Origin of the sequence: Corynebacterium camporealensis, from assembly GCF_000980815.1 — a bacterium.
In the GTDB taxonomy this organism is placed as follows: domain Bacteria; phylum Actinomycetota; class Actinomycetes; order Mycobacteriales; family Mycobacteriaceae; genus Corynebacterium; species Corynebacterium camporealense.
Map to the genome: position 1 here is coordinate 788870 of NZ_CP011311.1, position 19698 is coordinate 808567.

Genomic DNA, 19698 nt, shown 5'->3' on the forward strand with positions numbered 1-19698 from the left:
CATAGCGTTAGAGGCATGAACAAATTAGATGCACTAGCCGAAGCGTATACCGCGCCTATGGAGACTCTCTCCGAGGTCGCGGCGCTGACTAATGCGCATCTACAGAATCTGGGGTTCCCGCGGAAGTTCTCCCGCGAGCTGCTCACGCTGTCCGATATTTACTTCGGCGAAACCCCCTACACCCAGCTCCAGGCCAAGTCCCGCAATACCCCGCATGACCTCTCCACCTTGCTGGAGATGGAGAAGAAAGCCAGCCGGATAAAGAAGCACGTGGATCGCTACAAGTTCCGCATCGCGTGTGCTGACGTACCAGCTAGCAAGATTGGGCAGGTGGCCAAGGAATTCATGGACCCACCGAAGCCCCCTGAGGACGGAACCGCTTTGACGCGTTCCAAGACGGACAAGTGGACCTACCGCCTCACTGGCGACTCTGAGCTGATTGCCCAGCTTCGCGATATGTTCCCCACCATCGAGTCCGTGAGAGAATTCCTCCGCAGCGGGAAAGTGCAAGGAACTGGTGTGACCACCCATGTGGTCATCAACTTGGATGAGCTAGACAAGATTGTGGACGGCCAAGGCGATGACATTGTCCTCCAGATGACCAATGGCGCCAAGATCACCGGTGCTCAGCTCGTGCAGCAGATGTTCACCGACCACGGTTACGCCACCTTGATTCACCCCGTCGAGGGCCCGGTCAACTTGTATCGCACTCAAAGAACGGCAAGTTTCAAACAAAGAACCATGGCTAAGGCGGAAAACCCGGTCTGTCCGTGGATACATTGCCTCAAAGGTGCCGATGAATGCCAAGTTCACCACATAGTGGCCTGGAAATACGGCGGCGAGACCAACCCATCGAATCTGACCACAGCGTGTGACCATCACAACGGAAGAAACGATGATGGAAACGAACGAAGAAACGGCAAACTGCTAAGAATCAGAGGCAAAGTCGAATGGGTCCCACCCTGGGCCTATTGATGTAAGCCGACCCCACATGCAATACCTACCCCGACTCGTTCGGGTGCTGTGGTGTGTCTAAAACATGCCCGCATATAGAAAACACCTCTGGCCGCCTCCCTAAGTAGGGAAGCGGCCAGAGGAATGGTCTTTTACCGTGTCACACTTGCCAGCGGCAAAAGTGCGCTGTTGAAACCCTGCTACTGATTAGCGGGTGGTGAACGGCAGGAGAGCCATTTCGCGTGCGTTCTTGACTGCAGTAGCAACCTGACGCTGCTGCTGCGGGGTCAGACCGGTGACGCGACGGGAACGGATCTTGTGACGATCCGAGATGAACAGACGCAGAGTCTTGGTGTCCTTGTAGTCCACCTTCTCGATGCCCTCAGCCTTCAAAGGGTTCTTCTTCGGGCGACGGCTCTGCTCCATACGGAACTTCTTCTGGTTACGCTTGTTAGCCATTGTGAAACTACCCCTTTACCAGCTGGACTTACGAACGCCGGGCAGCTCACCGCGGTGAGCCATGCCGCGCATACGGACACGGGACAGACCGAACTTGCGGAGGTAACCGCGCGGACGGCCGTCAGCAGCGTCGCGGTTGCGAACGCGGGACGGGGAGGCATCGCGAGGCTGACGGTTCAGTTCGAACTGTGCATCCAAGCGGTCCTCGTCAGAGGTGTTCGGGTTCTTGATGATTGCCTTGAGCTCAGCGCGACGCTCCGCGTAGCGGGCGACGATTTCCTTGCGCTGCTCGTTCTTGGCGATCTTTGACTTCTTAGCCATAAATTATCGCTCCTCGCGGAATTCGACGTGCTTGCGGGCGACCGGATCGTACTTCTTCAGGGTGATGCGATCCGGGTTGTTGCGCTTGTTCTTACGGGTCACGTAGGTGAAACCAGTGCCCGCAGTGGACTTCAGCTTGATGATTGGACGGATGTCATTACGTGCCATCTTTAGATCTTCTCCCCACGTGCGCGAATCTTGGCAACGACGGACTCAATGCCGTCACGGTCGATGATCTTCATGCCCTTGGTGGAAACGTTAAGGGTGATGGTCCGGCCCTCAGAGGGCAGGAAGTAGCGACGACGCTGCACGTTGGGGTTCCAACGGCGCGAAGTGCGGCGGTGCGAGTGCGAGACCTGCTTGCCGAATTCCGGCTTGCGGCCCGTTACCTGGCAAATAGCCGACATGGGTCTTCTTTCTCCTAGCCGCCCACATCATGGCTACTGACCGCTAACCGCTGCGAAGAAAAGTGTGAGGTTTCGCAGTGCTCGAGTGTGAGGATGAGCAGGTTGTTTAGCAGTCAAACACCAGTAGACGGGGCGTTATTCGTACATTTTGACAACAGCAAGGGGAAATCTTACATCCGTACCCACGATTTTCCTAATCGCCGACTCCAACCGGGCTGCGGAACGATTTTTAAAACCAGACCTGCATCTGTATGATTTATCGAGTTGTTGACTCGCCTTACGCGCGGTTCAGCTTAAATGTAAGTGTAATCCCAACTCGGGCACGATCTTCGACAGTATTCGAGCGAAGAACCGACCCGTTACAAACCTGAGGGAAGATATATGAAGAAGGATATCCACCCGGATTACCACCCAGTGGTATTCCAGGATGCTGGCACTGGCCACAAGTTCCTGACCAAGTCCACCGCCTCCTCCGACCGCACCGTTGAGTGGGAAGATGGCAACGAGTACCCGCTGATCGTCGTTGACGTGACCTCGGAGTCTCACCCGTTCTGGACCGGCGCACAGCGCGTTATGGATACCGCAGGTCGTGTCGAGCGCTTCAACCAGCGCTTCGGTGGCATGGCTCGCCGCAAGAAGAAGAACGCGTAAGGAGGAAAGTAGAAAATGGCAACTCCTAAGTTTAAGAAGTCCCGCGCGAACACCCACTCCCGTCGTTCCCAGTGGAAGGCTGACAATGTCGCCCTCCAGGAGGTCACCATCGACGGCCAGACCGTTCGTATCCCGCGCCGTCTCGTCAAGGCCGCTAAGCTCGGCCTGGTTGACGTAGAGCAGTTCTAAGCTCTTCAAGCGCACCTTACAATTTGCCTGCCCGGTTCTTACCGGAGCAGGCTTTTTGTGTTTTTACCGACAAATAAGTGCTGAGTGTTTCCTTTATATAACTGTGACAGGTAATATCTTCAGCTATGAAAATCCTTGTGGTCGACGATGAGCAGGCGGTCCGTGAATCGCTGCGCCGTTCCCTGCAATTCAACGGCTATGACGTGCTGTTAGCTAGCGACGGCGTCGAGGCCGTCGAAGCTGCTCGCACCGAAAATCCGATGCTAATGATCCTCGATGTCCGTATGCCTAATATGGACGGACTCGAAGTATGCCGCACTCTGCGCAGCGAGGGCTGGGATCACCCGATCCTGGTGCTGACTGCTGCCGATGGTGTCGCCGACCGTGTCGCTGGTCTTGACGCCGGCGCCGATGACTACCTGCCTAAGCCCTTCGCCCTCGAAGAGCTGCTCGCCCGCGTGCGTTCCCTGGTCCGCCGCGCCGCAGCCACCCCGATTGTGGCGACCCCGCAGCGCGAGGTCGAGTTCACCTTCTCTAATCTCTACCTCAACTCCGAAACCCGCGAGGTCCGCCGCGGCGGAAGGCTCATCAACCTCACCCGCACCGAGTTCTCTCTGCTCAACCTGCTCATGGAGAACCCGCGCAAGGTATTAGAGCGCAACAAGATCCTCGAAGAGGTCTGGGGCTACGATTTCCCAACCTCCGGTAACGCACTCGAGGTCTACATCGGCTACCTGCGCAAGAAGACCGAAGCTAACGGCGAAGAGCGCCTCATCCATACCGTGCGCGGTATCGGCTACGTGCTGCGGGAGAGCGAAGCATGATGTTGCGGAAGCCCGTGGATCCCACCGAGGCTTCCGCACTTTCCGATTCCACCGGCCCTGTCATCCGGCTTAACCCGGAAAGTAGAGGCGGCTGGCCCTCGCACATCCCACTGCGCTGGCGGCTATCGTTGGCCACTGGCTCCGTCGTGGCCATTGCTGTCGCCCTGGTGAGCTTAGCGACGTTCTGGCTCGTCTCCTGGTCACTCACCGCCGAAGTCGACGAGGAACTCAGCGACAAAGCCACCGTTCTCATTCAGAAATCCGCCGATCCCGCCTACGTCGAGGACATCGACGAAGAGATCGAGCGTTTCAAAATTTATAACCCCGACACCCGCGTTTCCATCGCGCCACCGTCGTCGACCTTTACCTACGGTGACACCATTGCTGTTGGCGGGCAATTTACTCGCGATGGCTACTACGAAACCGCAACGCACAGCAGCGGGGGAGAGCGGGTCGTCGCCAAGCGTTATGACGTCGACGGCACTCAAGTAGTCCTCGCCCGTGACATGCAGAACCACCAACAGCTGGTCACACTCTTAGGCACCATGCTGTTTTTCGTCGTGGCATTCGGCGTCATCTTGGAGATCTTGTCCGGCATGGTCGTGGCCAAGACCGGCATGCAACCCCTGGCTCGCCTGCGCCGCGCAGCCAACTACATCGCAGAAACCGGCGACCTGCGTCCCATCGAGGTCCAAAACGACGACGAGCTAGGCCAACTTACCGACTCCTTTAACCACATGCTCGCCGCCTTGCAGGAATCGCGTACCCGCCAAGCGCAGTTCGTCGCCGATGCCGGCCACGAGCTCAAAACCCCGCTGACATCCATGCGCACCAACATTGAGCTACTCATGATGCTCAACAAGGCCGGACCCAACGCCGCGATTTCGCAAGAGGACATGGACGATCTGGAACAAGACGTCATGAAACAGATGCAGGAACTGTCCACCTTGATTGGCGACCTGGTCGACCTCGCCCGCGAGGATGCCGCCGAGAAAGAACCCGAGTGGATGGACCTCGAAGACGTCCTGGATACCTCTCTGACGCGTGTGCGCCGGCGCCGCATGGACATCCACTTCGATGTCGATACTGAGCCCTGGTTCGTCAAAGGCGATCCCTTTGCCCTTGGCCGCGCCACTCTCAACATGCTGGACAATGCCGTCAAGTGGTCCCCGGCCGACGGCACGGTGCGCGTGACGATGCACCCGCTTTCCGATGCCCAAGTCCGCCTCCGCATCGACGACTCCGGCCCCGGCATCCCCGATGCCGATAAGGTGCGCGTCTTTGAGCGCTTCTACCGCGCCCCAGAATCGCGATCCATGCCGGGATCCGGATTGGGCCTGGCGATTGTCAAAGCGGTCGTCGATAGGCACGAAGGCACGATTGTGATTAAGGATGCGCCTGGTGGAGGCACCCGTTTTGAGGTCATCCTGCCGGGCAAAGCAGCCGCAGACTAGCCAGCTCAACCTACACAGCAACCTTTCAGAGTTGCTCCAGCACAGGGCAAGTCATCATTGGCATAATTCTGGGCATGGAAAACAGTACGTGGCCAAATCCCCAGTCGCAGGGCTGGAACCAACCCCGTTCGGATGCTCCTTACGCATCTGAACCCACACCCACCCCTACGCCAACCAAAGAAAAGAAGAAGGTCGGCCTGGGTACCGCGCTGGCCATGATGTTGGTTGCTTCCGTCGCAGCAGGCGGTGTCACTGGTGCAGTCGTCGGTGGCGGCAATGGCGGCTCGGACACTGCAACCGTCAACGAAGTGCTCAACCAGCCGGTGAAAAACTCTACCGGCCAGGAACCACAAGAGGGTTCTGTGGAGGCCGTTGCAGCGAAGGTGCTGCCGGCTGTGGTCTCGATTGAGGCTGCCTCCTACACTTCTTCTGCAACCGGTTCGGGCTCCATCATTTCCCCAGACGGCTACGTGTTGACTAACCACCACGTGGTCGCCGGTGCCGAAGACGGCGGCCAGCTACGCGTGACGATGAACGACGGTCAAAAGCACGAAGCCGACTTCGTTGCCTCGGATGCCAACACCGATACCGCGGTCATCAAGATTCGCGACGTCCAGGACCTACCGTACCTGCAGTTCGGTGACTCCACTGAGGTCGCAGTCGGCCAGGAAGTCGTCGCTGTGGGCTCCCCGCTGGGCCTGAACGCCACGGTGACCTCCGGCATCGTCTCGGCTAAGAACCGCCCGGTCCGCGCGGCCCAGGATGGCGGTGAGTCCTCGCTTATCGATGCCATCCAGACCGACGCCGCCGTCAACCCCGGCAACTCCGGTGGTCCGCTGGTGGACATGGAAGGCAACCTGGTCGGCATGAACTCCATGATTGCTTCGCTCTCGCAGGGCGGCACGGAGGCCGGTTCGATTGGTTTGGGCTTTGCCATCCCGTCGAATTTTGCCAAGCGCATGGCAGACCAATTAATCAACAGCGGCGAGGTATCCCACCCGACTTTGGGCGTGCAGGTCGATGCCCGCAACCGCGGCAATGGCGCCACCATCGTGCGCGTGGAGCCGGGCAGCCCCGCCGAAGATGCCGGCCTGAAGGCCGGGGAAGTGGTCACCCGTGTCAACGATCGTTTGATTGAAAATGCTGACGCGTTGATTGCCGCTGCACGTTCGCAGGATTTCGGTGCAACGGTCACCCTCGAAGTCTCTGACGAAGACGGAAATAATCCCAGAACGGTAGAGGTAAGGCTGTCCGGAGAGTAGATTACTGGGCAAGACGCGCTATAAGGAGCACTATGACTGAGAAACTTGACCTGGATTCTTCTGGCCTGCGCGAGATGGCAGAGCCTGACGATGCATTCCTACTCGCCAGCGAGAAAGAAGACAAAGGCCAGGCCCTGCGCCGGGCGCTCGTGGTGGTCTCGACTGACCACCCGACCGACGAAATTGCGGACACCTCGCGCCTGGTAGGTGAACTACTCAGCGAGGCCGGATTTACCGTCGATGGTTCGGTGGTGGTGCGTTCGAAGAAGTCGAAGATTCGCCAAGCAATTGAGACCGCCGTTGTCGGTGGTGTGGACTTAGTACTCACCGTCGGCGGCACCGGTGTCGGCCCGCGCGATAAGACCCCCGAGGCAACCCGTGCGGTATTAGACCAAATGGTGCCGGGTATCGCGCAGGCGATTCGCTCCTCCGGTCAGGCTTGTGGTGCGCTCGATGCGTGCACCTCGCGCGGTATTTCCGGCGTTTCTGGCCAAACGGTTGTGGTGAACCTGGCGAACTCGCGTGCGGCAGTCCGCGATGGCCTGGCCACCCTGACCCCGCTGGTGCATCATCTGCTCGACCAGCTGCAGAAGTACAGTGTCCAGTAACCCGTCTAGTAACCGCCGCACCAAGCGTCGGCGCGCCACGCGTAAGGCAGACGTCGACTACGACCGCACTGCCGATAGGCCGCCTTTCGTCTCGGCCTTCGACGATCCTTCCGACGCCGGTCGCACCGTCACGCTTGACGACGACGCCCCAGACGACAAAGAAGGCGTGGACTTCTACAAAGAAGAAATGCCCCCGCACTATGGCAAGGGGCAGTGACGCTACTTCTTAGCGTCCAGCGAGAGCGGCTGGCGTTTAGGCGCGGTGGCGGCCAGCGGACTCGCCGTCGGTGGTGGCTGGCTTCTCAGCCTCGGCGGCCTCGGTTGCTTGGGCCAGCTTGGCATCGACGTCAGAGGAGACCTCGCCGTTCTGGGCCTGCAGCAGGTCGCGGATTTCGGCCAGCAGGTCCTCGGTGGTCGGGGCGGAGCTTTCCGGCTCGACACCCATGCGGCGCTTGGCCAGGTCGTTGGCCTTGTTGATCGGGGTAATGATCAGGAAATAGATGACAGCTGCGACGATGAGGAAGTTCAGCGCAGCGGAGATGATGGCGCCGAAGTCAATCAGCGTGTTGGGGTTGTCGGTCAGCTGCGGGCCAAAGCCCGGCACCTCGGCGGAGCCGAAGACGTTGAGAATCGGCTGAATTAGGTTGTCGGTCACGGCGGTGACGATAGAGGTGAATGCAGCACCGATGATCACCGCGACGGCGAGCTCCACCACATTGCCGCGCAGGATGAAATCCTTAAAGCCCTTAAGCATGGTCTACACCTTTCCAAATTGATAGCTCAGGAAAGCATAGCCGCAGGACAGACAAACTGCTAGTCCCCTGCACGATCCCCCACAATTACGACAGTTAGTGGCTGCTGTAACGATGCGGCGGCCACCTCGTGGGCCTGACTTTCCGCCAGCGCGACCAGCACTGTTGCGTCGTTTCCTTCCGCCACAGCGCCGGTGGAGACAATCCGCGCGCCCGCCGCCACGACTTCCGGTTCTGCGGCATCATCCACGGTCACGATGTTCACGGTATCGCCGTGGTGAAGGTGGGTGATGATTTGCGGCTCGGCAAGCTTTAAAGGCAACAAATGGCTCGTCACATCGCCGACCAACTCTTGGGTCAGCTCCGCACCTAACACGCGCTGCTCCGTGAGTACCTCGCCTGCACCGGCAGCAGCCACCACAATCCGCCCCTCCAATTCCTCGGGCGCGACCTGCAACGCAGAATCCGGAACTGACTCCGCAGGCAGCCGAATCGTGGCGACATCGCCGGCATCCAACGCGCTGCCGGCTTCTACATCGCGCGCAAACGCCAACACCCGCGGTTGTTCGCGTGTGCCCATCACGACGCTGACCAGCGCCGCACACACCAACACCACCGCCAGCCCGCGGCGCAGAACGAGCATGCGGGAATACCCCGGAGTAGCTAAAGCCTGACGAAGAGCAGAAAACCTCATACCCTCTTAGACTGCGCACAACCTCACTCGGTTCCCCCAACTAAGATTTTATTTACCGGCACGTCGTGGGGATCGCCAGGCACGTCATCGCGAAGCTCGTGCTCATAGACCATGCCCACCAACCTCACACCTGACAAGTTTGCCAGTGCACGGTCGTAGTAGCCGGCCCCTTTGCCCAGGCGTACCCCATCGGGGCTAATCGCCAGTGCCGGGACAAAAATCACATCACACTCGCGAAGCACCGAACTATCTAGTCGCGGACCGACAGGCTCTGGAATGCCATAGGCACCCGGTGCCATCTCGCCGGTGTAGGCGGTCCAGGCAAGCTGGCCATCGGAAAGCGAAATGGGCAAATACAGCCTGTCCACGGCTGCGGCCAGAGCTGGTACGAAGTCTGGACCACCAGGTTCAGATCCCACCGGGTAATACGCAGCCACGGTGGAACGAGGTGCCAACTGGGCTAGGGCGGCATCGATAAGCATGGCGTTGGCCCGCTCGCGTTGAGACTTAGTCAATTTTTTGCGGCGAGCGACAAGTTCCCGACGAAGTTCCGACTTGGTTGTCATGGCCTCCCACTCTACTGCGAGTGTTACCCCCAGCGGCGGCGTGAGCGCTGTAAGGTCGATCTTATGGCTAATGAACGAACCCTCCACGGGATCAAGACGGTCGTCGTACCGGCTGCGGGTATGGGTACTCGCTTTTTGCCGGCGACGAAGACGGTGCCCAAAGAACTACTCCCCGTAGTGGATACTCCGGGTATTGAGTTGATTGCGGAAGAGGCCGCTTCGGCTGGAGCGCAGCGCCTCGCCGTGATTACTGCACCGAACAAACAAGAGCTCATGCGCCACTTTGAGTCCTTCCCGGGCTTGGTGGATACCCTCGATGAGCGCGGTAAAGATGAGCAGGTCGCCAAGGTTAAGCGCGCCCAGCAGCTCATCCACCCAGTCGCGGTGGAACAGGACAAGCCGCTCGGCCTCGGCCACGCAGTGGGGCTGGCAGAACAAGTGCTTGGCGATGACGAAGACGCCTTCGCCGTCATGCTGCCCGATGACATCGTTGCCCCGGCAACCGTGATGGAAGAAATGGCGCGCGTACGTGCAGCGCTGGGCGGAAGCGTGCTGTGTGCTTTTGAAGTCTCGCCGGAAGAGACCTTCAACTACGGTGTCTTCGATGTCGAGGACACCAACGCACCGGGTGTGAAGAAGGTCGTCGGCATGGTGGAAAAGCCAGAGCCGGAAGACGCACCCTCGAACCTGGTGGCCATTGGCCGCTACCTGCTGGACCGCAAGATTTTCGATGCCCTGCGTCGTATTGAGCCAGGCAAGGGTGGCGAGCTGCAGCTTACCGACGCCATCGAGCTGCTCATTAAAGAAGGCGAACCCGTCCACGTCGTCGTCCACGAAGGCAAGCGCCACGACCTGGGTAACCCCGGCGGATACATCCCGGCTAATGTTGACTTCGGCCTGCGTGATGAAAAGTACGGCCCGGCCTTGTACAAGGCGATCAAGCAGATCGTGGAAGATTACGAGGCCGAAAAGGGTCTTTAAGCCCGAGAAAGGCGGTTTCCTTGCGTTCTGTAGAAGAACAGCTGGCGTTTATTACGGATGCGGCGATCACTCCAGAACCGGTGCGCATTGCAATTGCCAACGCACTGGGTCTGATGTGTGCCGAAGAGGTGCAGGCTAATCAGCCTTTGCCTGGCTTTCCGCAGGCAGCCATTGATGGCTATGCCGTGCGCGCCGTGGATATCGGTGGCGAACGCCCCTTGCGAGGAGAAGCTGAACCAGAACGTTCCTTGCCCGTCGTGGGTGAGGTCCCGGCGGGTTCGCGCCAGCCGCTGCGCCTGCAGCCCAAGCAGGCAGTGCGCGTCTACACGGGTGCGCCGTTGCCCACGCTTGCCGATGCCGTGCTTCCTCTCGAGTGGACCGATCGCGGGCGCAAGCGCGTAACTGCACGTCGTCCGGTGCGCTCCGGTGAATTCGTGCGTCGCGTCGGCGATGATATTCAGCCTGGCGATGTCGCTGTGTCTTCCGGTTCGATTTTGGGCCCGGCCCAGATTGGTCTGCTGGCTGCGGTGGGGCGGACGAAGGTGCTGGCTTATCCGCGCCCGCGCGTGAGCATCCTGTCTTTTGGCAAGGAACTCGTGGATATCGACCGCGAGCCGGGCCTGGGTCAAGTCTTTGACGTGAACTCTTATGCCTTGGCGGCTGCGGCGAAGGAAGCTGGTGCCGACGTGCACCGCGTCGGTATCGCAGAAGGCGAGCCGCGCCGGGTGCGTGAGGTGCTTGAAACGCAGCTGGGGCGTAGCGAAGTGCTGGTGATTTCTGGTGCCGTGGGTGGTGCGGGCGCAGAGGCTGTGCGCGACGTGCTCGAAGAACTTGGCGATATTGACACCTCGCGTGTGGCAATGCACCCGGGTTCCGTGCAGGGCTTTGGTCTGCTGGGTGAGGAACGCATCCCGACCTTCTTGGTGCCGTCCAATCCGGTGTCGGCACTAGTGATTTTTGAAATCTTTATCCGCCCGTTAATTCGTGTCTCGCTGGGCAAGCGCAATGCGAACCGGCGTGTGGTGCGTGCGCGTGCGCTCAACAACATCGAGTCGCGCCCGGGCCGCCGCGGATTTATTCGTGCTCGCTTGATGCGCGATGCCGAAACTGCCGATTACCTCGTGGAGGGCTTAGGCGGTGCCTCTGGTTCGCCGGCACACTTGCTGGCGGGTCTGTCGGAGGCAAACGCCATGATTCGGGTGCCCGAAGAAGTCACCGACATTCGCCCCGGCGATGTCGTGGACGTTCACTTCTTAACCCAGCGCAGCTGATGTTCGATCCGTGGGGGAGAGGACCCCGGCAGTTCCGCGGGCCTAGTCGCGGCAAGGTTTCTGCGCAGCACCCCGGTTGGCCAGAGGCCACCGAGCAGGTGCACCTACCGGCGAGTCGGGCGTTTCCGCAGGGCGCCCGGGTGAGGCTGCGCCCGTTGCTGCGCGGGGACGGCAAGGTGTGGCGCCAACAGCGCATCGCTGATGAAGAGATTTTGCGTCCGGTAGAACCCACCGCCCGGGACGGTTGGGAAGAATCCCAAAGCCAGCAAGCTTTTTGGGACATGCTGGTCAGCCTGCGTACGGCGGCGCTTAACGGGCGCATTTTACCGATGGTCATTGAGGTCAACGGTCATTTCGCTGGACAGATGACCTTGGACAATATCCAGCACGGCAGTTTGAAAGAGTGCTGGATTGGTTACTGGGTCTATTCGGCTTACTCCGGTGGTGGGGTGGCCACGGCGGCCTGCGCACTGGCTACTGATCATGCGTTCCGGCGCGTCGGTATGCACCGAGTGGCGGCAACGTATATGCCTTCTAATCCGGCGTCCGGCAAGGTGCTGAAGGCGAGCGGGTACCGCGAAGAAGGCTTCTTGCGCCGCTATATTCACATCGATGGGCGCTGGGAGGACCACCACTTGGTCGGGCTGGTGCGCGATGACTTCCCAGATACCTGTGTGGATCGCTTGCGGGCGGCTGGCCGGATTCTGTGAATTAATCACTTTAGTAACACCAGTAACAGGTTTGGGCGTGGCGCCGGTTCGTAGCGAACCTGCCTGCGTGGCTGCAGATATTCTTGCCACAGACAAGTTTCCGACAGGAAGGTAACGCCCCACGTGTCTACCGCCATCCCGATTATCCTCATCGTCATTGTCTGGCTTTTCGTGCTGGCTCCGTGGCTGCTGCGCTCGCAGCGCCCGATGAGTCATACCGGTGAGGCTTTCGAAGAAACCCGCGTGCTTTACGAGGGTGATTCTGGCGATCTCGCAGGCGCACCGCGCCCGCGTGCCCGCCAGGAAGATGCTGCGCGTGCTGCTGCGAGCGCACACGGCGATGAAGAGGAAGAGTACGAAATCGTCGATGCCGACACTCCCGACGAGGTCGGTATTGCACGTGCGGTGGGCAAACCAGAAGATACCGTCGAGGGCGAAATCGTCGACGAAGACGACGACGTACTGGTTGAAGACACCGAGGATGAGCCAGAAGAGGCGGTCGACGAGGGCGCTGAGGGCAGCGCCGAGGAAGACGAAGACGAGAGCTTCGAACCGGTCGAGGGCGAGATCGCTGAGGACGCTTACGACTTCAACGAGACTTACACCTCCCCGGTGGATCTGATGTACCCGGGTGCGGTCGACGCTCAAGAGCAGCGCGTGGCTGCTGAGGTTGAAGAACCGGAAGAGGTTCAAGAAGACACGGAACTATCCGATGAAGAGGTGGCTTTCGCCCAGTCGCGTCGTGGTGGTTGGGACCCGGTTGCCGACAAGAAGGCGTCCGCCGACCGCTACCAGCGTCGCCAGCGCACCCTGCTGGGATTGGTTGTTGCCGTGGTCGCGACGGTTGCGGTGGGCATCGTCGTTGGTGGCTGGACCTGGTGGCTGGCCGCTGTTGCTGGCGTACTGACGCTGGTCTACTTGATTGCGCTGCGCAACCAGGTGCGTCAGGAAAAGGCACTGTTGCGTCGTCGCGTGCAGCACCTGCGCCGCGCACGCCTGGGTGTGCGCAACGCCGCCGATGAGGAACTCGCCATCCCGCGCAACCTGCGCCGCCCGGGTGCCGTAGTCATCGAAAGCGATGACGACAGTCCGGACTTCGTGCACCTGCCTGTCCACGACGGCGACGACCGCTTCGACGATGAGCCGCCTATGACTCGGAGGACTGACGAGCTAGCTGCCCGTCGCGTGAGCTAGGAGCCCAAATTCCGGTACGCCCTCGGCGATGTGAGCCCACCAGGTGGGTGTCGACCATGCCGAGGGCTTCCATCATCGCAAAGCAGGTTACTGGCCCGACGAAGCTAAAGCCCGCCTTGCGCAGCGCCTTAGACATCGCGCAGGATTCCGGGGAGGTCTGCGGAACATCTTCCGCATAGACCGGACACGGGGTTTCCAGCGGTGTAAAAGACCAAATAAACTCACTCAAGCCACCTTCAGCGCGCAGCTCAAGGGTGGCTTTCGCATTGTTGATGGCGGATTCGATTTTGCGGCGGTTGCGGATGATGGAGGCATCGTTAAGCAACTGCTCCACTTTGGCCTCATCAAAGGTGGCGACAACGTCCGGGTCGAAGTCGGCAAAAGCATGTCGGAAAGCATCGCGCTTGCGCAACACCGTCGCCCAGGAGAGGCCTGCTTGGAAACCCTCTAGGCATAGCAGCTCAAAGAGGTCTCTTTCGTCGTAAAGCGGCACGCCCCATTCGGTGTCGTAATACTCCTCGAGCAGGGGATTGTTCGCGGCCCAGGGCGAGCGCTTGAGGCCATCTTCACAGGTAACAACTTCGGTCAGGGTCTGATTTTGTGTAGTAGTCATACCCTATTGGACTGGAGTTTTCGCCAAATGGTTCCCAACAACTTGTGCAGGGTAGGGTATTCAGCATGAATAGACCCGCCGTTCGCGATGCCGCGTTGCTGTTTGCGCGCTTGATCATCGGCATCATTTTTGTGGTGCATGGCGTGGATAAGCTTTTTTTCACAGGCATGGATGAAACCATCGGGCAGTTTTCTGCCTGGGGTGTGCCCGAACCGCAGATTCTCGGCTGGGTTGTGGCGCTGACCGAACTGATTGGCGGCATGCTACTGGTCATTGGTTTGCTTGCCACGTTTGCGGCGGCGTTGCTGGCGATTATCGTTGGCGGTGCGAGCTACTACGTGCACTTTGCCAACGGCTTCTTCGCGGCGGAAAATGGGTTGGAACTTACCAGTGCGCTGGTGGTGTCGTTGGTTCTAATCGTCGTATTCGGTGCAGGTCGCGCTAGCTTGGATGAGGTGTTACGCAATGTTGAATCATGACTCATTCCAGGCTGCCATCTCCGCCCGTTTAGATGGTGAAGCATACGAGCTTGACGATGCCGTCTTGGACACCCACCTGGCCAACTGCCCCGATTGCCGTGCGTACGCGGATAAAGCAGCGGCGCTGTCGTCATCGTTAAGCTTTGTCGAGTCCAATGACCAGGGCATGGCTCCGCCGAAAGAACTTTCTGAAGTTATCTTGGCCGGCGTGGAACCAGAGTGGCGCCGCGCCTCGAATGCCCGGCAGATTGCACTCGTGGTCGCCCGGTTGTTCTTGGCTGTCCTCGGCCTGGCTTTCTTGGTGTGGGGCGTGCTGCAGGTTGTTAGCGCTTCCGGTATTGCGCCGGTGAGTGCCGATGGCAGTGTGCTGGATCCCAGCGCTGACCCCGAGCGCGGGCTTTTTCTCATGGAAGGTGCCGCAGTGCGCTTTGGGTTGGCTTCCGGTCTGTTCTTCGCGGCGTGGCGGCCTTCGCTGGCCCCAGGGTTGTTACCGGTGACCTGCACGATGTTTGCCTTTGCTGCCGGCTTTGCGGTGCGCGATATTGCCTTGGGCACCGCCGTGATTGAGCAGGTGTATTTCCTGCTGGGCTCCGGTCTTGCGGCAATCGGTCTGGGGTGGGCCTGGGCTGCTGATAAAGGCTACGTGCTGCGCGGGTTTGTCCGCCAGCTCAACGCGAATCCGAACTAGGTCCAGCTCGGCAGCCACATCATGGAGTGGTACCAAGAATCAGGGATAACCAGGCCGTAGAGAATTGGAGAGAAGTACACAAACATCGCCAGCACCAACGCCAGGTAACCGACGACAGCGAAAGTGCCCCAGCGCAACTGCCCACCTGCCAGCGACTGCGCCCACTTCCAGCCGACGAGCTTTCCGCGGCCAATAAAGCGACCTAAAGCCAACGCCAATGCGACGATGACAAAGGGAATAAATGCTGCGGCGTAGAAGAAATACATCTGGCGGTCGAATGCCGCCAACCAGGGTAGAAAGCCTGCAGCAAAGCCGACTAGGGGTAGGACGTAGGCGAACCTACGGCGGATAAACACGCAATACAGCGACCAGATGAGCACCGGTACGACCAGCCACCAAATAGCCGGGGTACCAAAGAGGAAGAGCATGCGACGGCAGGGCTCATCTACGGCGCACTCAATGTCGGTTGAGGAGTAGTACAAAATTGGGCGTGCGCCTACCAGCCAGGCCCAAGGTTTGGAATCCCAGGGGTGCGAATGCCCACCAGAACTCGTCAGCGAGGAGTGAAACTCCAGCACGGAAGCGTGATAGTAGAACCAGCCGGCAACGGGTTCTGGCAGTAACTGCAGGGGAGAGTAGCTATCGATAGTCCCATCGACCTTTGCGTGGCGATACACCGATGTCTCCGATGCGAACCACGCACGCCAGGACCAGATATACAGCAGTACTGGAACCAGCACGATGGATGCCAGTGCGGCTGGGGTATCGCGCAGCAGAGTGCCGACGACGTAGCGGCGCACACCGTAGCGCTTGCGCAAATACAGGTCGGCAAAGACGCTAAACAGGCCGAAGAACATTATGTAGTACAGACCGGACCACTTCACCGCCAGCGCCAGGCCTAAGAAGATACCGGCGGTAAAACGCCACCAGCGAAAGCCCAAACGTGGCCCGAAGGGCGAGCTTCCCAGTTCGCCGGCTAAAAAGGCCGAGTGCAGTCGCTGGTGAACCTGCTGGTGGTCAATGACCAAAGCCCAGGCAGCAGCCATGATGAAGGCCACCTGGAAGATATCCAGCATGCCAAAGCGGGAAGAGACTAATAAAACGCCGTCGCAGACGGCGATAAAACCTGCTAGGGCACCCACCTGCCAGGAGCCGGCGAGGCGGCGGGCTAGGGCCATCGTCAAGAGCACCACTAATGCACCAAACAAGGCGGTCATAAAGCGCCAGCCCCAGGGCGAGTAACCAAAGACTTGCTCTGAAAGCGCGATGATTTGCTTGGCTAGCGGCGGGTGGACGACTAGCCCGTAGCCGGGGTTGGATTCGATGCCGCCGATGAGCAGGTTGTCCCAGCTGCGCACCATGTCCCAGGCCTGCGGCACGTAGTGCTTTTCATCAAAGACTGGCGTGCCCTGCGAGGTGGGGGTGCCTAACCCGATAAAGCGGGTGAGAAAAGCCAACAGGCCGATGACAGCGAAGCTGATGCCGTCCGCCCGGCCCCAGCGCGGTGGCCGGGGGAGAGGCGGGCGAATCTTATCGCCTTGCGGCGCAGCAATTGCGGTAGTCACGAAGGTAAGTGTAATAAAAAGACCGACCTGCCAAGCCCTAAAGGGTGCGGTGTGGTTTGCTTGGGTTATGCCTTTCAACTTTTCACTGGATCCGCTGCCGCGAGGAGTAATCCTTGCTGCCACTCCACTGGGTAATGCTGCTGATGCTTCTGCACGCCTGATTCATGCTTTGGGCAATGCCACAGTCGTTGCAGCAGAAGACACGCGCCGAGTACGTTCCCTGGCGCAGGCGCTGGGTGTGGAAATTCGTGGCACGGTGGTCTCTAATTTCGACCACAACGAAGAAGAACGCGTGGCCAAGCTTCTCGATGCCGCCCGGTCTGGCAGCGTGCTCGTCGTGACCGATGCGGGCATGCCGGTGGTCTCGGACCCAGGCTTTTCCATCGTGCAGGCGGCCGCCGCTGCCGATGTCCCCGTCACCTGCTTCCCCGGCCCCTCCGCCGTGCCGACAGCGTTAGCGCTGTCGGGGTTAGGCGTGGGTCACTTCATCTTCGATGGCTTTGCACCGCGCAAGGCGGGGCAGAAGGAGACGTGGTTGAAATCCCTGCGCGGGGAAAAGCGCGCGGTGGCGTTCTTTGAATCCCCGCACCGTTTGGCCGAAACCCTGCAGCAGGCCGCTGAGATTCTCGGCGCTGATCGCCCTGCCGCTGTCTGCCGGGAGTTGACCAAGACCTACGAAGAGGTCAAGCGCGGCACGTTAGGGGAGTTGGCTGAGTGGGCATCGCAAGGCGTGCGCGGGGAAATCACCGTCGTGATCGAAGGCGGAGGGGATTCTGGCGCCAGTATGGAGGAATTGGTACAGCGTGCCCTGGAGTTGGAGGCAGGCGGATTGCGCTTGAAGGACGCGTGCAAGGAGGCTGCCCGAGGTCAGTCGGTATCGAACCGCGAACTGTACGACGCCGCGCTGCAAACCCGCGATCAACATTAGCCCAGCGTGTGGCCCGGATCACCGAACTTGCCTAAATGTGCGATGGTCGAGCCACATTTATGCCGTTTAAGCAGTGATTTTCTGCAAATGTGACCAAATTGTTATAGGACTGAGAAAATTAAGGTCTAGAAACATGAGATATGCAGCGGGTTCCCTAGGGTGCAAGGTACGCGGACTTTAGGTGGTTGAGCTAGAAAACTCCTGGAAGTAGGCGCAAAATCAGCTTGGGGCGTTTGCTTAATCGATGAAGTCCACCCAAGGTGGATTGCATGAGTAAACCAGAAGTAGATGGCTCCGTGCCAGAAGGAGTTGATCCACACGACCCGGACGTGTTGGATGCAAAACCCGACGATCAAGCTTACGAAACAGTAGACGAAGTACTGGAGGGCCAGGCTGCCTCGAGCCAGCTGGCCTCCATGCTCGATGACCGCATCGACTATGAAAACTACGAAGACCCAACGGTCGAGCTGGCTGCCGATTCCGACGATGCCAAGATTGACTGGACCATTACCGGTGTTGCCGGTGTCCTGATTCTGGGCATCGTTATCTGGGGTCTGTCCATGCCAGATAGCTTTGCTTCGGTCTCGACCACTCTGCTCAATGGCGTGGTAGAGAACTTCGGCTGGGCTTTCGTGCTCTTTAACACCATCTTTGTGGCCTTCATCATTTGCATTGCGGTTTCGAAGTTTGGCGCTATCAAACTTGGTGGCGTCAACGAGGAGCCGGAATTCCACACGCTGTCGTGGATTGCGATGATGTTCGCTGCCGGTATGGGCATCGGCCTGATGTTCTACGGCGCATCCGAGCCGCTGTCCTTCTACCGCGACGGCGTGCCTGGCCATGGCACTGGTGACGTGGATGTCTCCATCGCCACCTCGATGTTCCACTGGACGCTGCACCCGTGGGCAACCTACGCGATTGTGGGTCTGGCTATTGCCTACTCGACCTTCCGCATTGGTCGTAAGCAGCTGCTGTCGTCCGCCTTCGTTCCGCTGATTGGTCAGCGCAACGCTGAAGGCGCACTGGGCAAGTTCATCGACATCCTGGCTATTTTCACCACTGTGTTCGGTACCGCTTGCTCCCTGGGTCTGGGTGCACTGCAGATCCAGGGTGGCCTGCAGGCCTCCGGCATCATTGAAGACCCGTCGAACTCCGTGGTTCTGGGCATCGTCCTGGTACTGACCCTGGCCTTTATCCTGTCGGCACTTTCTGGTGTGGGCAAGGGCATTCAGTACCTGTCTAACGCCAACATGGTGATGGCTGCTCTGCTGGCTATCGTCGTGTTTATTGTCGGTCCGACCCTGGTTGCCCTGAACATGATTCCGGGCGCTATTGGTAACTACCTGAACTACTTCACCGAGATGATCGGCCGTACCTCCGAGTCCAACAACGGTGAGGCCGCCGAGTGGATGTCCTCCTGGACCCTGTTCTACTGGGCATGGTGGGTCTCTTGGTCCCCGTTCGTTGGTATGTTCCTGGCTCGTATCTCCCGTGGCCGTTCCGTGCGTGAGTTCTGCCTGACCGTGCTGTTCGTTCCGGCAGGCGTTTCCGTGGTCTGGTTCTCCATCTTCGGTGGCACCGCTATCAATATGGAGCAGACCGGCCAGTCCATTACCGCTGACGCACCAGAGCAGGAGCTGTTCAACCTGCTGGGCAACCTGCCACTGGGTGCCATCACGTCTGTGATCGCCATGATTCTGCTGGCTACCTTCTTCATCACCTCGGCTGACTCTGCATCGACCGTGATGGGTTCGATGTCTCAGAATGGTCGTGCGGATGCTACTCCGTGGCTGTCCGCTGCCTGGGGTGTTTTGACCGCGGCTGTCGGCTTGGTCCTGCTGGTGACCGACGAGGACTCCCTGAACAATTTGCAGAACGTCACCATCGTTGCTGCATCGCCGTTCCTCATCATCCTGGTCTGCCTGATGTTCTCCATCGTGAAGGACCTGCGCAACGACATCATTTACCTGGAGTACCGCGAAGCGCAGAACTTCCAGCGCAAGCTGGCCCGCGAGCGCCGCATCCACCGCGAGTACCAGCGTGGCGAAGCTCTGCGCAAGCGTCGCGACGAGCGCCGCGCAGCCCGTCAGCAGCCGAACGCCTAAATGTTTCAGGCCTGGTTCGCTGC

25 protein-coding genes are annotated in these 19698 nt (G+C 59.4%); 16 read left to right on the plus strand and 9 right to left on the minus strand.

The genetic code is table 11. From position 1 onward, the window contains the following. Positions 1 to 15 precede the first annotated feature (15 nt). Positions 16 to 975, plus strand: a complete 960-nt coding sequence (locus tag UL81_RS03705) for an HNH endonuclease signature motif containing protein (RefSeq protein WP_035107127.1) — start codon at positions 16 to 18, stop codon at positions 973 to 975. Between the two features lie 186 nt (positions 976 to 1161). Here the strand turns inward: UL81_RS03705 and rpsR are convergent, their stop codons facing one another. Genes rpsR through rpmB form a run of 4 tightly spaced genes read right to left on the minus strand, consistent with a single transcriptional unit; the run spans position 1162 to position 2141 of the window. After that, positions 1162 to 1413, minus strand: a complete 252-nt coding sequence (gene rpsR, locus UL81_RS03710; protein ID WP_035107128.1) for a 30S ribosomal protein S18 — start codon at positions 1411 to 1413, stop codon at positions 1162 to 1164. Between the two features lie 15 nt (positions 1414 to 1428). Further along, positions 1429 to 1734 (minus strand): 30S ribosomal protein S14, encoded by a 306-nt coding sequence (gene rpsN / locus UL81_RS03715; protein ID WP_035107129.1) that lies wholly within the window; start codon positions 1732 to 1734, stop codon positions 1429 to 1431. A gap of 3 nt (positions 1735 to 1737) precedes the next feature. Next, positions 1738 to 1902 (minus strand): 50S ribosomal protein L33, encoded by a 165-nt coding sequence (gene rpmG, locus UL81_RS03720; protein ID WP_035107130.1) that lies wholly within the window; start codon positions 1900 to 1902, stop codon positions 1738 to 1740. A 2-nt stretch (positions 1903 to 1904) separates the two neighbouring features. After that, positions 1905 to 2141: a 50S ribosomal protein L28 gene (gene rpmB, locus UL81_RS03725; protein WP_035107131.1), complete on the minus strand. Its 237-nt coding sequence runs from the start codon at positions 2139 to 2141 to the stop codon at positions 1905 to 1907. A 381-nt stretch (positions 2142 to 2522) separates the two neighbouring features. On the opposite strand from rpmB, the gene UL81_RS03730 reads away from it, so the two are divergent. The 7 genes from UL81_RS03730 (at position 2523) to UL81_RS03760 (ending at position 7346) form a co-directional block, all read left to right on the plus strand. Continuing rightward, entirely contained in the window at positions 2523 to 2792 is a 270-nt protein-coding gene (locus UL81_RS03730; RefSeq protein ID WP_035107132.1) for a type B 50S ribosomal protein L31, read from the plus strand. A gap of 15 nt (positions 2793 to 2807) precedes the next feature. Continuing rightward, positions 2808 to 2981: a 50S ribosomal protein L32 gene (rpmF, locus tag UL81_RS03735; RefSeq protein ID WP_010187615.1), complete on the plus strand. Its 174-nt coding sequence runs from the start codon at positions 2808 to 2810 to the stop codon at positions 2979 to 2981. Positions 2982 to 3106: 125 nt separating this feature from the next. Beyond that, a complete protein-coding gene (locus tag UL81_RS03740; protein ID WP_035107133.1) occupies positions 3107 to 3805 on the plus strand; it encodes a response regulator transcription factor in 699 nt (232 codons plus the stop codon). After that, positions 3802 to 5259 (plus strand): sensor histidine kinase, encoded by a 1458-nt coding sequence (locus UL81_RS03745; RefSeq protein WP_046453273.1) that lies wholly within the window; start codon positions 3802 to 3804, stop codon positions 5257 to 5259. Before UL81_RS03740 ends, UL81_RS03745 begins: the two co-directional genes overlap by 4 nt. 74 nt (positions 5260 to 5333) lie before the next feature. Further along, on the plus strand, positions 5334 to 6521 hold the full coding sequence (locus UL81_RS03750; RefSeq protein ID WP_081961595.1) for a S1C family serine protease: 1188 nt from the start codon (positions 5334 to 5336) through the stop codon (positions 6519 to 6521). A gap of 32 nt (positions 6522 to 6553) precedes the next feature. Continuing rightward, the gene (locus UL81_RS03755; protein ID WP_035107135.1) at positions 6554 to 7129 is read left to right on the plus strand and encodes a MogA/MoaB family molybdenum cofactor biosynthesis protein; all 576 of its coding nucleotides are present in this window, start codon (positions 6554 to 6556) and stop codon (positions 7127 to 7129) included. Further along, the gene (locus UL81_RS03760) at positions 7119 to 7346 is read left to right on the plus strand and encodes a hypothetical protein (protein ID WP_035107136.1); all 228 of its coding nucleotides are present in this window, start codon (positions 7119 to 7121) and stop codon (positions 7344 to 7346) included. Before UL81_RS03755 ends, UL81_RS03760 begins: the two co-directional genes overlap by 11 nt. Positions 7347 to 7382: 36 nt before the next feature. Here UL81_RS03760 and mscL read toward each other — a convergent pair whose 3' ends face one another. The 3 genes from mscL to UL81_RS03775 are packed head-to-tail and all read right to left on the minus strand — an operon-like array spanning position 7383 to position 9141. Further along, positions 7383 to 7883 (minus strand): large conductance mechanosensitive channel protein MscL, encoded by a 501-nt coding sequence (gene mscL / locus UL81_RS03765; RefSeq protein ID WP_035107137.1) that lies wholly within the window; start codon positions 7881 to 7883, stop codon positions 7383 to 7385. Positions 7884 to 7942: 59 nt separating this feature from the next. Next, complete coding sequence (locus UL81_RS03770) at positions 7943 to 8575, minus strand: SAF domain-containing protein (RefSeq protein ID WP_035107138.1); 633 nt, start codon at positions 8573 to 8575, stop codon at positions 7943 to 7945. 23 nt (positions 8576 to 8598) lie between these two features. Beyond that, positions 8599 to 9141 (minus strand): 5-formyltetrahydrofolate cyclo-ligase, encoded by a 543-nt coding sequence (locus tag UL81_RS03775; protein ID WP_046453274.1) that lies wholly within the window; start codon positions 9139 to 9141, stop codon positions 8599 to 8601. Between the two features lie 63 nt (positions 9142 to 9204). Between UL81_RS03775 and UL81_RS03780 the strand changes: the two genes are divergently transcribed. From UL81_RS03780 to sepX, 4 genes are all read left to right on the plus strand, one after another. Continuing rightward, positions 9205 to 10122: a UTP--glucose-1-phosphate uridylyltransferase gene (locus UL81_RS03780; RefSeq protein ID WP_046453275.1), complete on the plus strand. Its 918-nt coding sequence runs from the start codon at positions 9205 to 9207 to the stop codon at positions 10120 to 10122. 20 nt (positions 10123 to 10142) lie between these two features. Continuing rightward, positions 10143 to 11393: a molybdotransferase-like divisome protein Glp gene (gene glp, locus UL81_RS03785; RefSeq protein ID WP_035107139.1), complete on the plus strand. Its 1251-nt coding sequence runs from the start codon at positions 10143 to 10145 to the stop codon at positions 11391 to 11393. After that, positions 11393 to 12103 carry a GNAT family N-acetyltransferase gene (locus UL81_RS03790; protein ID WP_035107141.1) on the plus strand — a complete coding sequence of 237 codons (711 nt, stop codon included), beginning with the start codon at positions 11393 to 11395 and terminating at the stop codon, positions 12101 to 12103. The genes glp and UL81_RS03790 overlap by 1 nt, the downstream gene beginning before the upstream one ends. A gap of 123 nt (positions 12104 to 12226) precedes the next feature. Next, on the plus strand, positions 12227 to 13297 hold the full coding sequence (gene sepX / locus UL81_RS03795) for a divisome protein SepX/GlpR (protein WP_046453276.1): 1071 nt from the start codon (positions 12227 to 12229) through the stop codon (positions 13295 to 13297). On the opposite strand, the gene UL81_RS03800 is transcribed toward sepX, so the two are convergent. Then, positions 13251 to 13910, minus strand: a complete 660-nt coding sequence (locus UL81_RS03800) for a DNA-3-methyladenine glycosylase I (protein WP_035107142.1) — start codon at positions 13908 to 13910, stop codon at positions 13251 to 13253. The two genes, sepX and UL81_RS03800, sit on opposite strands and share 47 nt — an antisense overlap. 65 nt (positions 13911 to 13975) lie before the next feature. Between UL81_RS03800 and UL81_RS03805 the strand changes: the two genes are divergently transcribed. Together UL81_RS03805 and UL81_RS03810 are read left to right on the plus strand one after the other, a co-directional pair. Continuing rightward, positions 13976 to 14389: a DoxX family protein gene (locus tag UL81_RS03805; protein ID WP_035107143.1), complete on the plus strand. Its 414-nt coding sequence runs from the start codon at positions 13976 to 13978 to the stop codon at positions 14387 to 14389. Continuing rightward, entirely contained in the window at positions 14376 to 15077 is a 702-nt protein-coding gene (locus UL81_RS03810) for a zf-HC2 domain-containing protein (protein ID WP_035107145.1), read from the plus strand. The genes UL81_RS03805 and UL81_RS03810 overlap by 14 nt, the downstream gene beginning before the upstream one ends. Here UL81_RS03810 and UL81_RS03815 read toward each other — a convergent pair. After that, positions 15074 to 16642 (minus strand): dolichyl-phosphate-mannose--protein mannosyltransferase, encoded by a 1569-nt coding sequence (locus tag UL81_RS03815; protein WP_081961597.1) that lies wholly within the window; start codon positions 16640 to 16642, stop codon positions 15074 to 15076. The genes UL81_RS03810 and UL81_RS03815 overlap by 4 nt on opposite strands. A gap of 67 nt (positions 16643 to 16709) precedes the next feature. Between UL81_RS03815 and rsmI the strand changes: the two genes are divergently transcribed. Together rsmI and UL81_RS03825 are read left to right on the plus strand one after the other, a co-directional pair. After that, positions 16710 to 17570: a 16S rRNA (cytidine(1402)-2'-O)-methyltransferase gene (gene rsmI / locus UL81_RS03820; RefSeq protein WP_035107401.1), complete on the plus strand. Its 861-nt coding sequence runs from the start codon at positions 16710 to 16712 to the stop codon at positions 17568 to 17570. Positions 17571 to 17986: 416 nt separating this feature from the next. Then, on the plus strand, positions 17987 to 19675 hold the full coding sequence (locus UL81_RS03825; protein ID WP_236684526.1) for a BCCT family transporter: 1689 nt from the start codon (positions 17987 to 17989) through the stop codon (positions 19673 to 19675). Positions 19676 to 19698: the final 23 nt, after the last annotated feature.

Bases quoted from the DNA above. Each gene is read 5' to 3' on its own strand.
- UL81_RS03705 (WP_035107127.1), top strand. From the start codon at position 16: ATGAACAAATTAGATGCACTAGCCGAAGCGTATACCGCGCCTATGGAG.
- rpsR (WP_035107128.1), bottom strand. From the start codon at position 1,413: ATGGCTAACAAGCGTAACCAGAAGAAGTTCCGTATGGAGCAGAGCCGT.
- rpsN (WP_035107129.1), bottom strand. From the start codon at position 1,734: ATGGCTAAGAAGTCAAAGATCGCCAAGAACGAGCAGCGCAAGGAAATC.
- rpmG (WP_035107130.1), bottom strand. From the start codon at position 1,902: ATGGCACGTAATGACATCCGTCCAATCATCAAGCTGAAGTCCACTGCG.
- rpmB (WP_035107131.1), bottom strand. From the start codon at position 2,141: ATGTCGGCTATTTGCCAGGTAACGGGCCGCAAGCCGGAATTCGGCAAG.
- UL81_RS03730 (WP_035107132.1), top strand. From the start codon at position 2,523: ATGAAGAAGGATATCCACCCGGATTACCACCCAGTGGTATTCCAGGAT.
- rpmF (WP_010187615.1), top strand. From the start codon at position 2,808: ATGGCAACTCCTAAGTTTAAGAAGTCCCGCGCGAACACCCACTCCCGT.
- UL81_RS03740 (WP_035107133.1), top strand. From the start codon at position 3,107: ATGAAAATCCTTGTGGTCGACGATGAGCAGGCGGTCCGTGAATCGCTG.
- UL81_RS03745 (WP_046453273.1), top strand. From the start codon at position 3,802: ATGATGTTGCGGAAGCCCGTGGATCCCACCGAGGCTTCCGCACTTTCC.
- UL81_RS03750 (WP_081961595.1), top strand. From the start codon at position 5,334: ATGGAAAACAGTACGTGGCCAAATCCCCAGTCGCAGGGCTGGAACCAA.
- UL81_RS03755 (WP_035107135.1), top strand. From the start codon at position 6,554: ATGACTGAGAAACTTGACCTGGATTCTTCTGGCCTGCGCGAGATGGCA.
- mscL (WP_035107137.1), bottom strand. From the start codon at position 7,883: ATGCTTAAGGGCTTTAAGGATTTCATCCTGCGCGGCAATGTGGTGGAG.
- UL81_RS03770 (WP_035107138.1), bottom strand. From the start codon at position 8,575: ATGAGGTTTTCTGCTCTTCGTCAGGCTTTAGCTACTCCGGGGTATTCC.
- UL81_RS03775 (WP_046453274.1), bottom strand. From the start codon at position 9,141: ATGACAACCAAGTCGGAACTTCGTCGGGAACTTGTCGCTCGCCGCAAA.
- UL81_RS03780 (WP_046453275.1), top strand. From the start codon at position 9,205: ATGGCTAATGAACGAACCCTCCACGGGATCAAGACGGTCGTCGTACCG.
- UL81_RS03790 (WP_035107141.1), top strand. From the start codon at position 11,393: ATGTTCGATCCGTGGGGGAGAGGACCCCGGCAGTTCCGCGGGCCTAGT.
- UL81_RS03800 (WP_035107142.1), bottom strand. From the start codon at position 13,910: ATGACTACTACACAAAATCAGACCCTGACCGAAGTTGTTACCTGTGAA.
- UL81_RS03805 (WP_035107143.1), top strand. From the start codon at position 13,976: ATGAATAGACCCGCCGTTCGCGATGCCGCGTTGCTGTTTGCGCGCTTG.
- UL81_RS03810 (WP_035107145.1), top strand. From the start codon at position 14,376: ATGTTGAATCATGACTCATTCCAGGCTGCCATCTCCGCCCGTTTAGAT.
- rsmI (WP_035107401.1), top strand. From the start codon at position 16,710: ATGCCTTTCAACTTTTCACTGGATCCGCTGCCGCGAGGAGTAATCCTT.
- UL81_RS03825 (WP_236684526.1), top strand. From the start codon at position 17,987: ATGCTCGATGACCGCATCGACTATGAAAACTACGAAGACCCAACGGTC.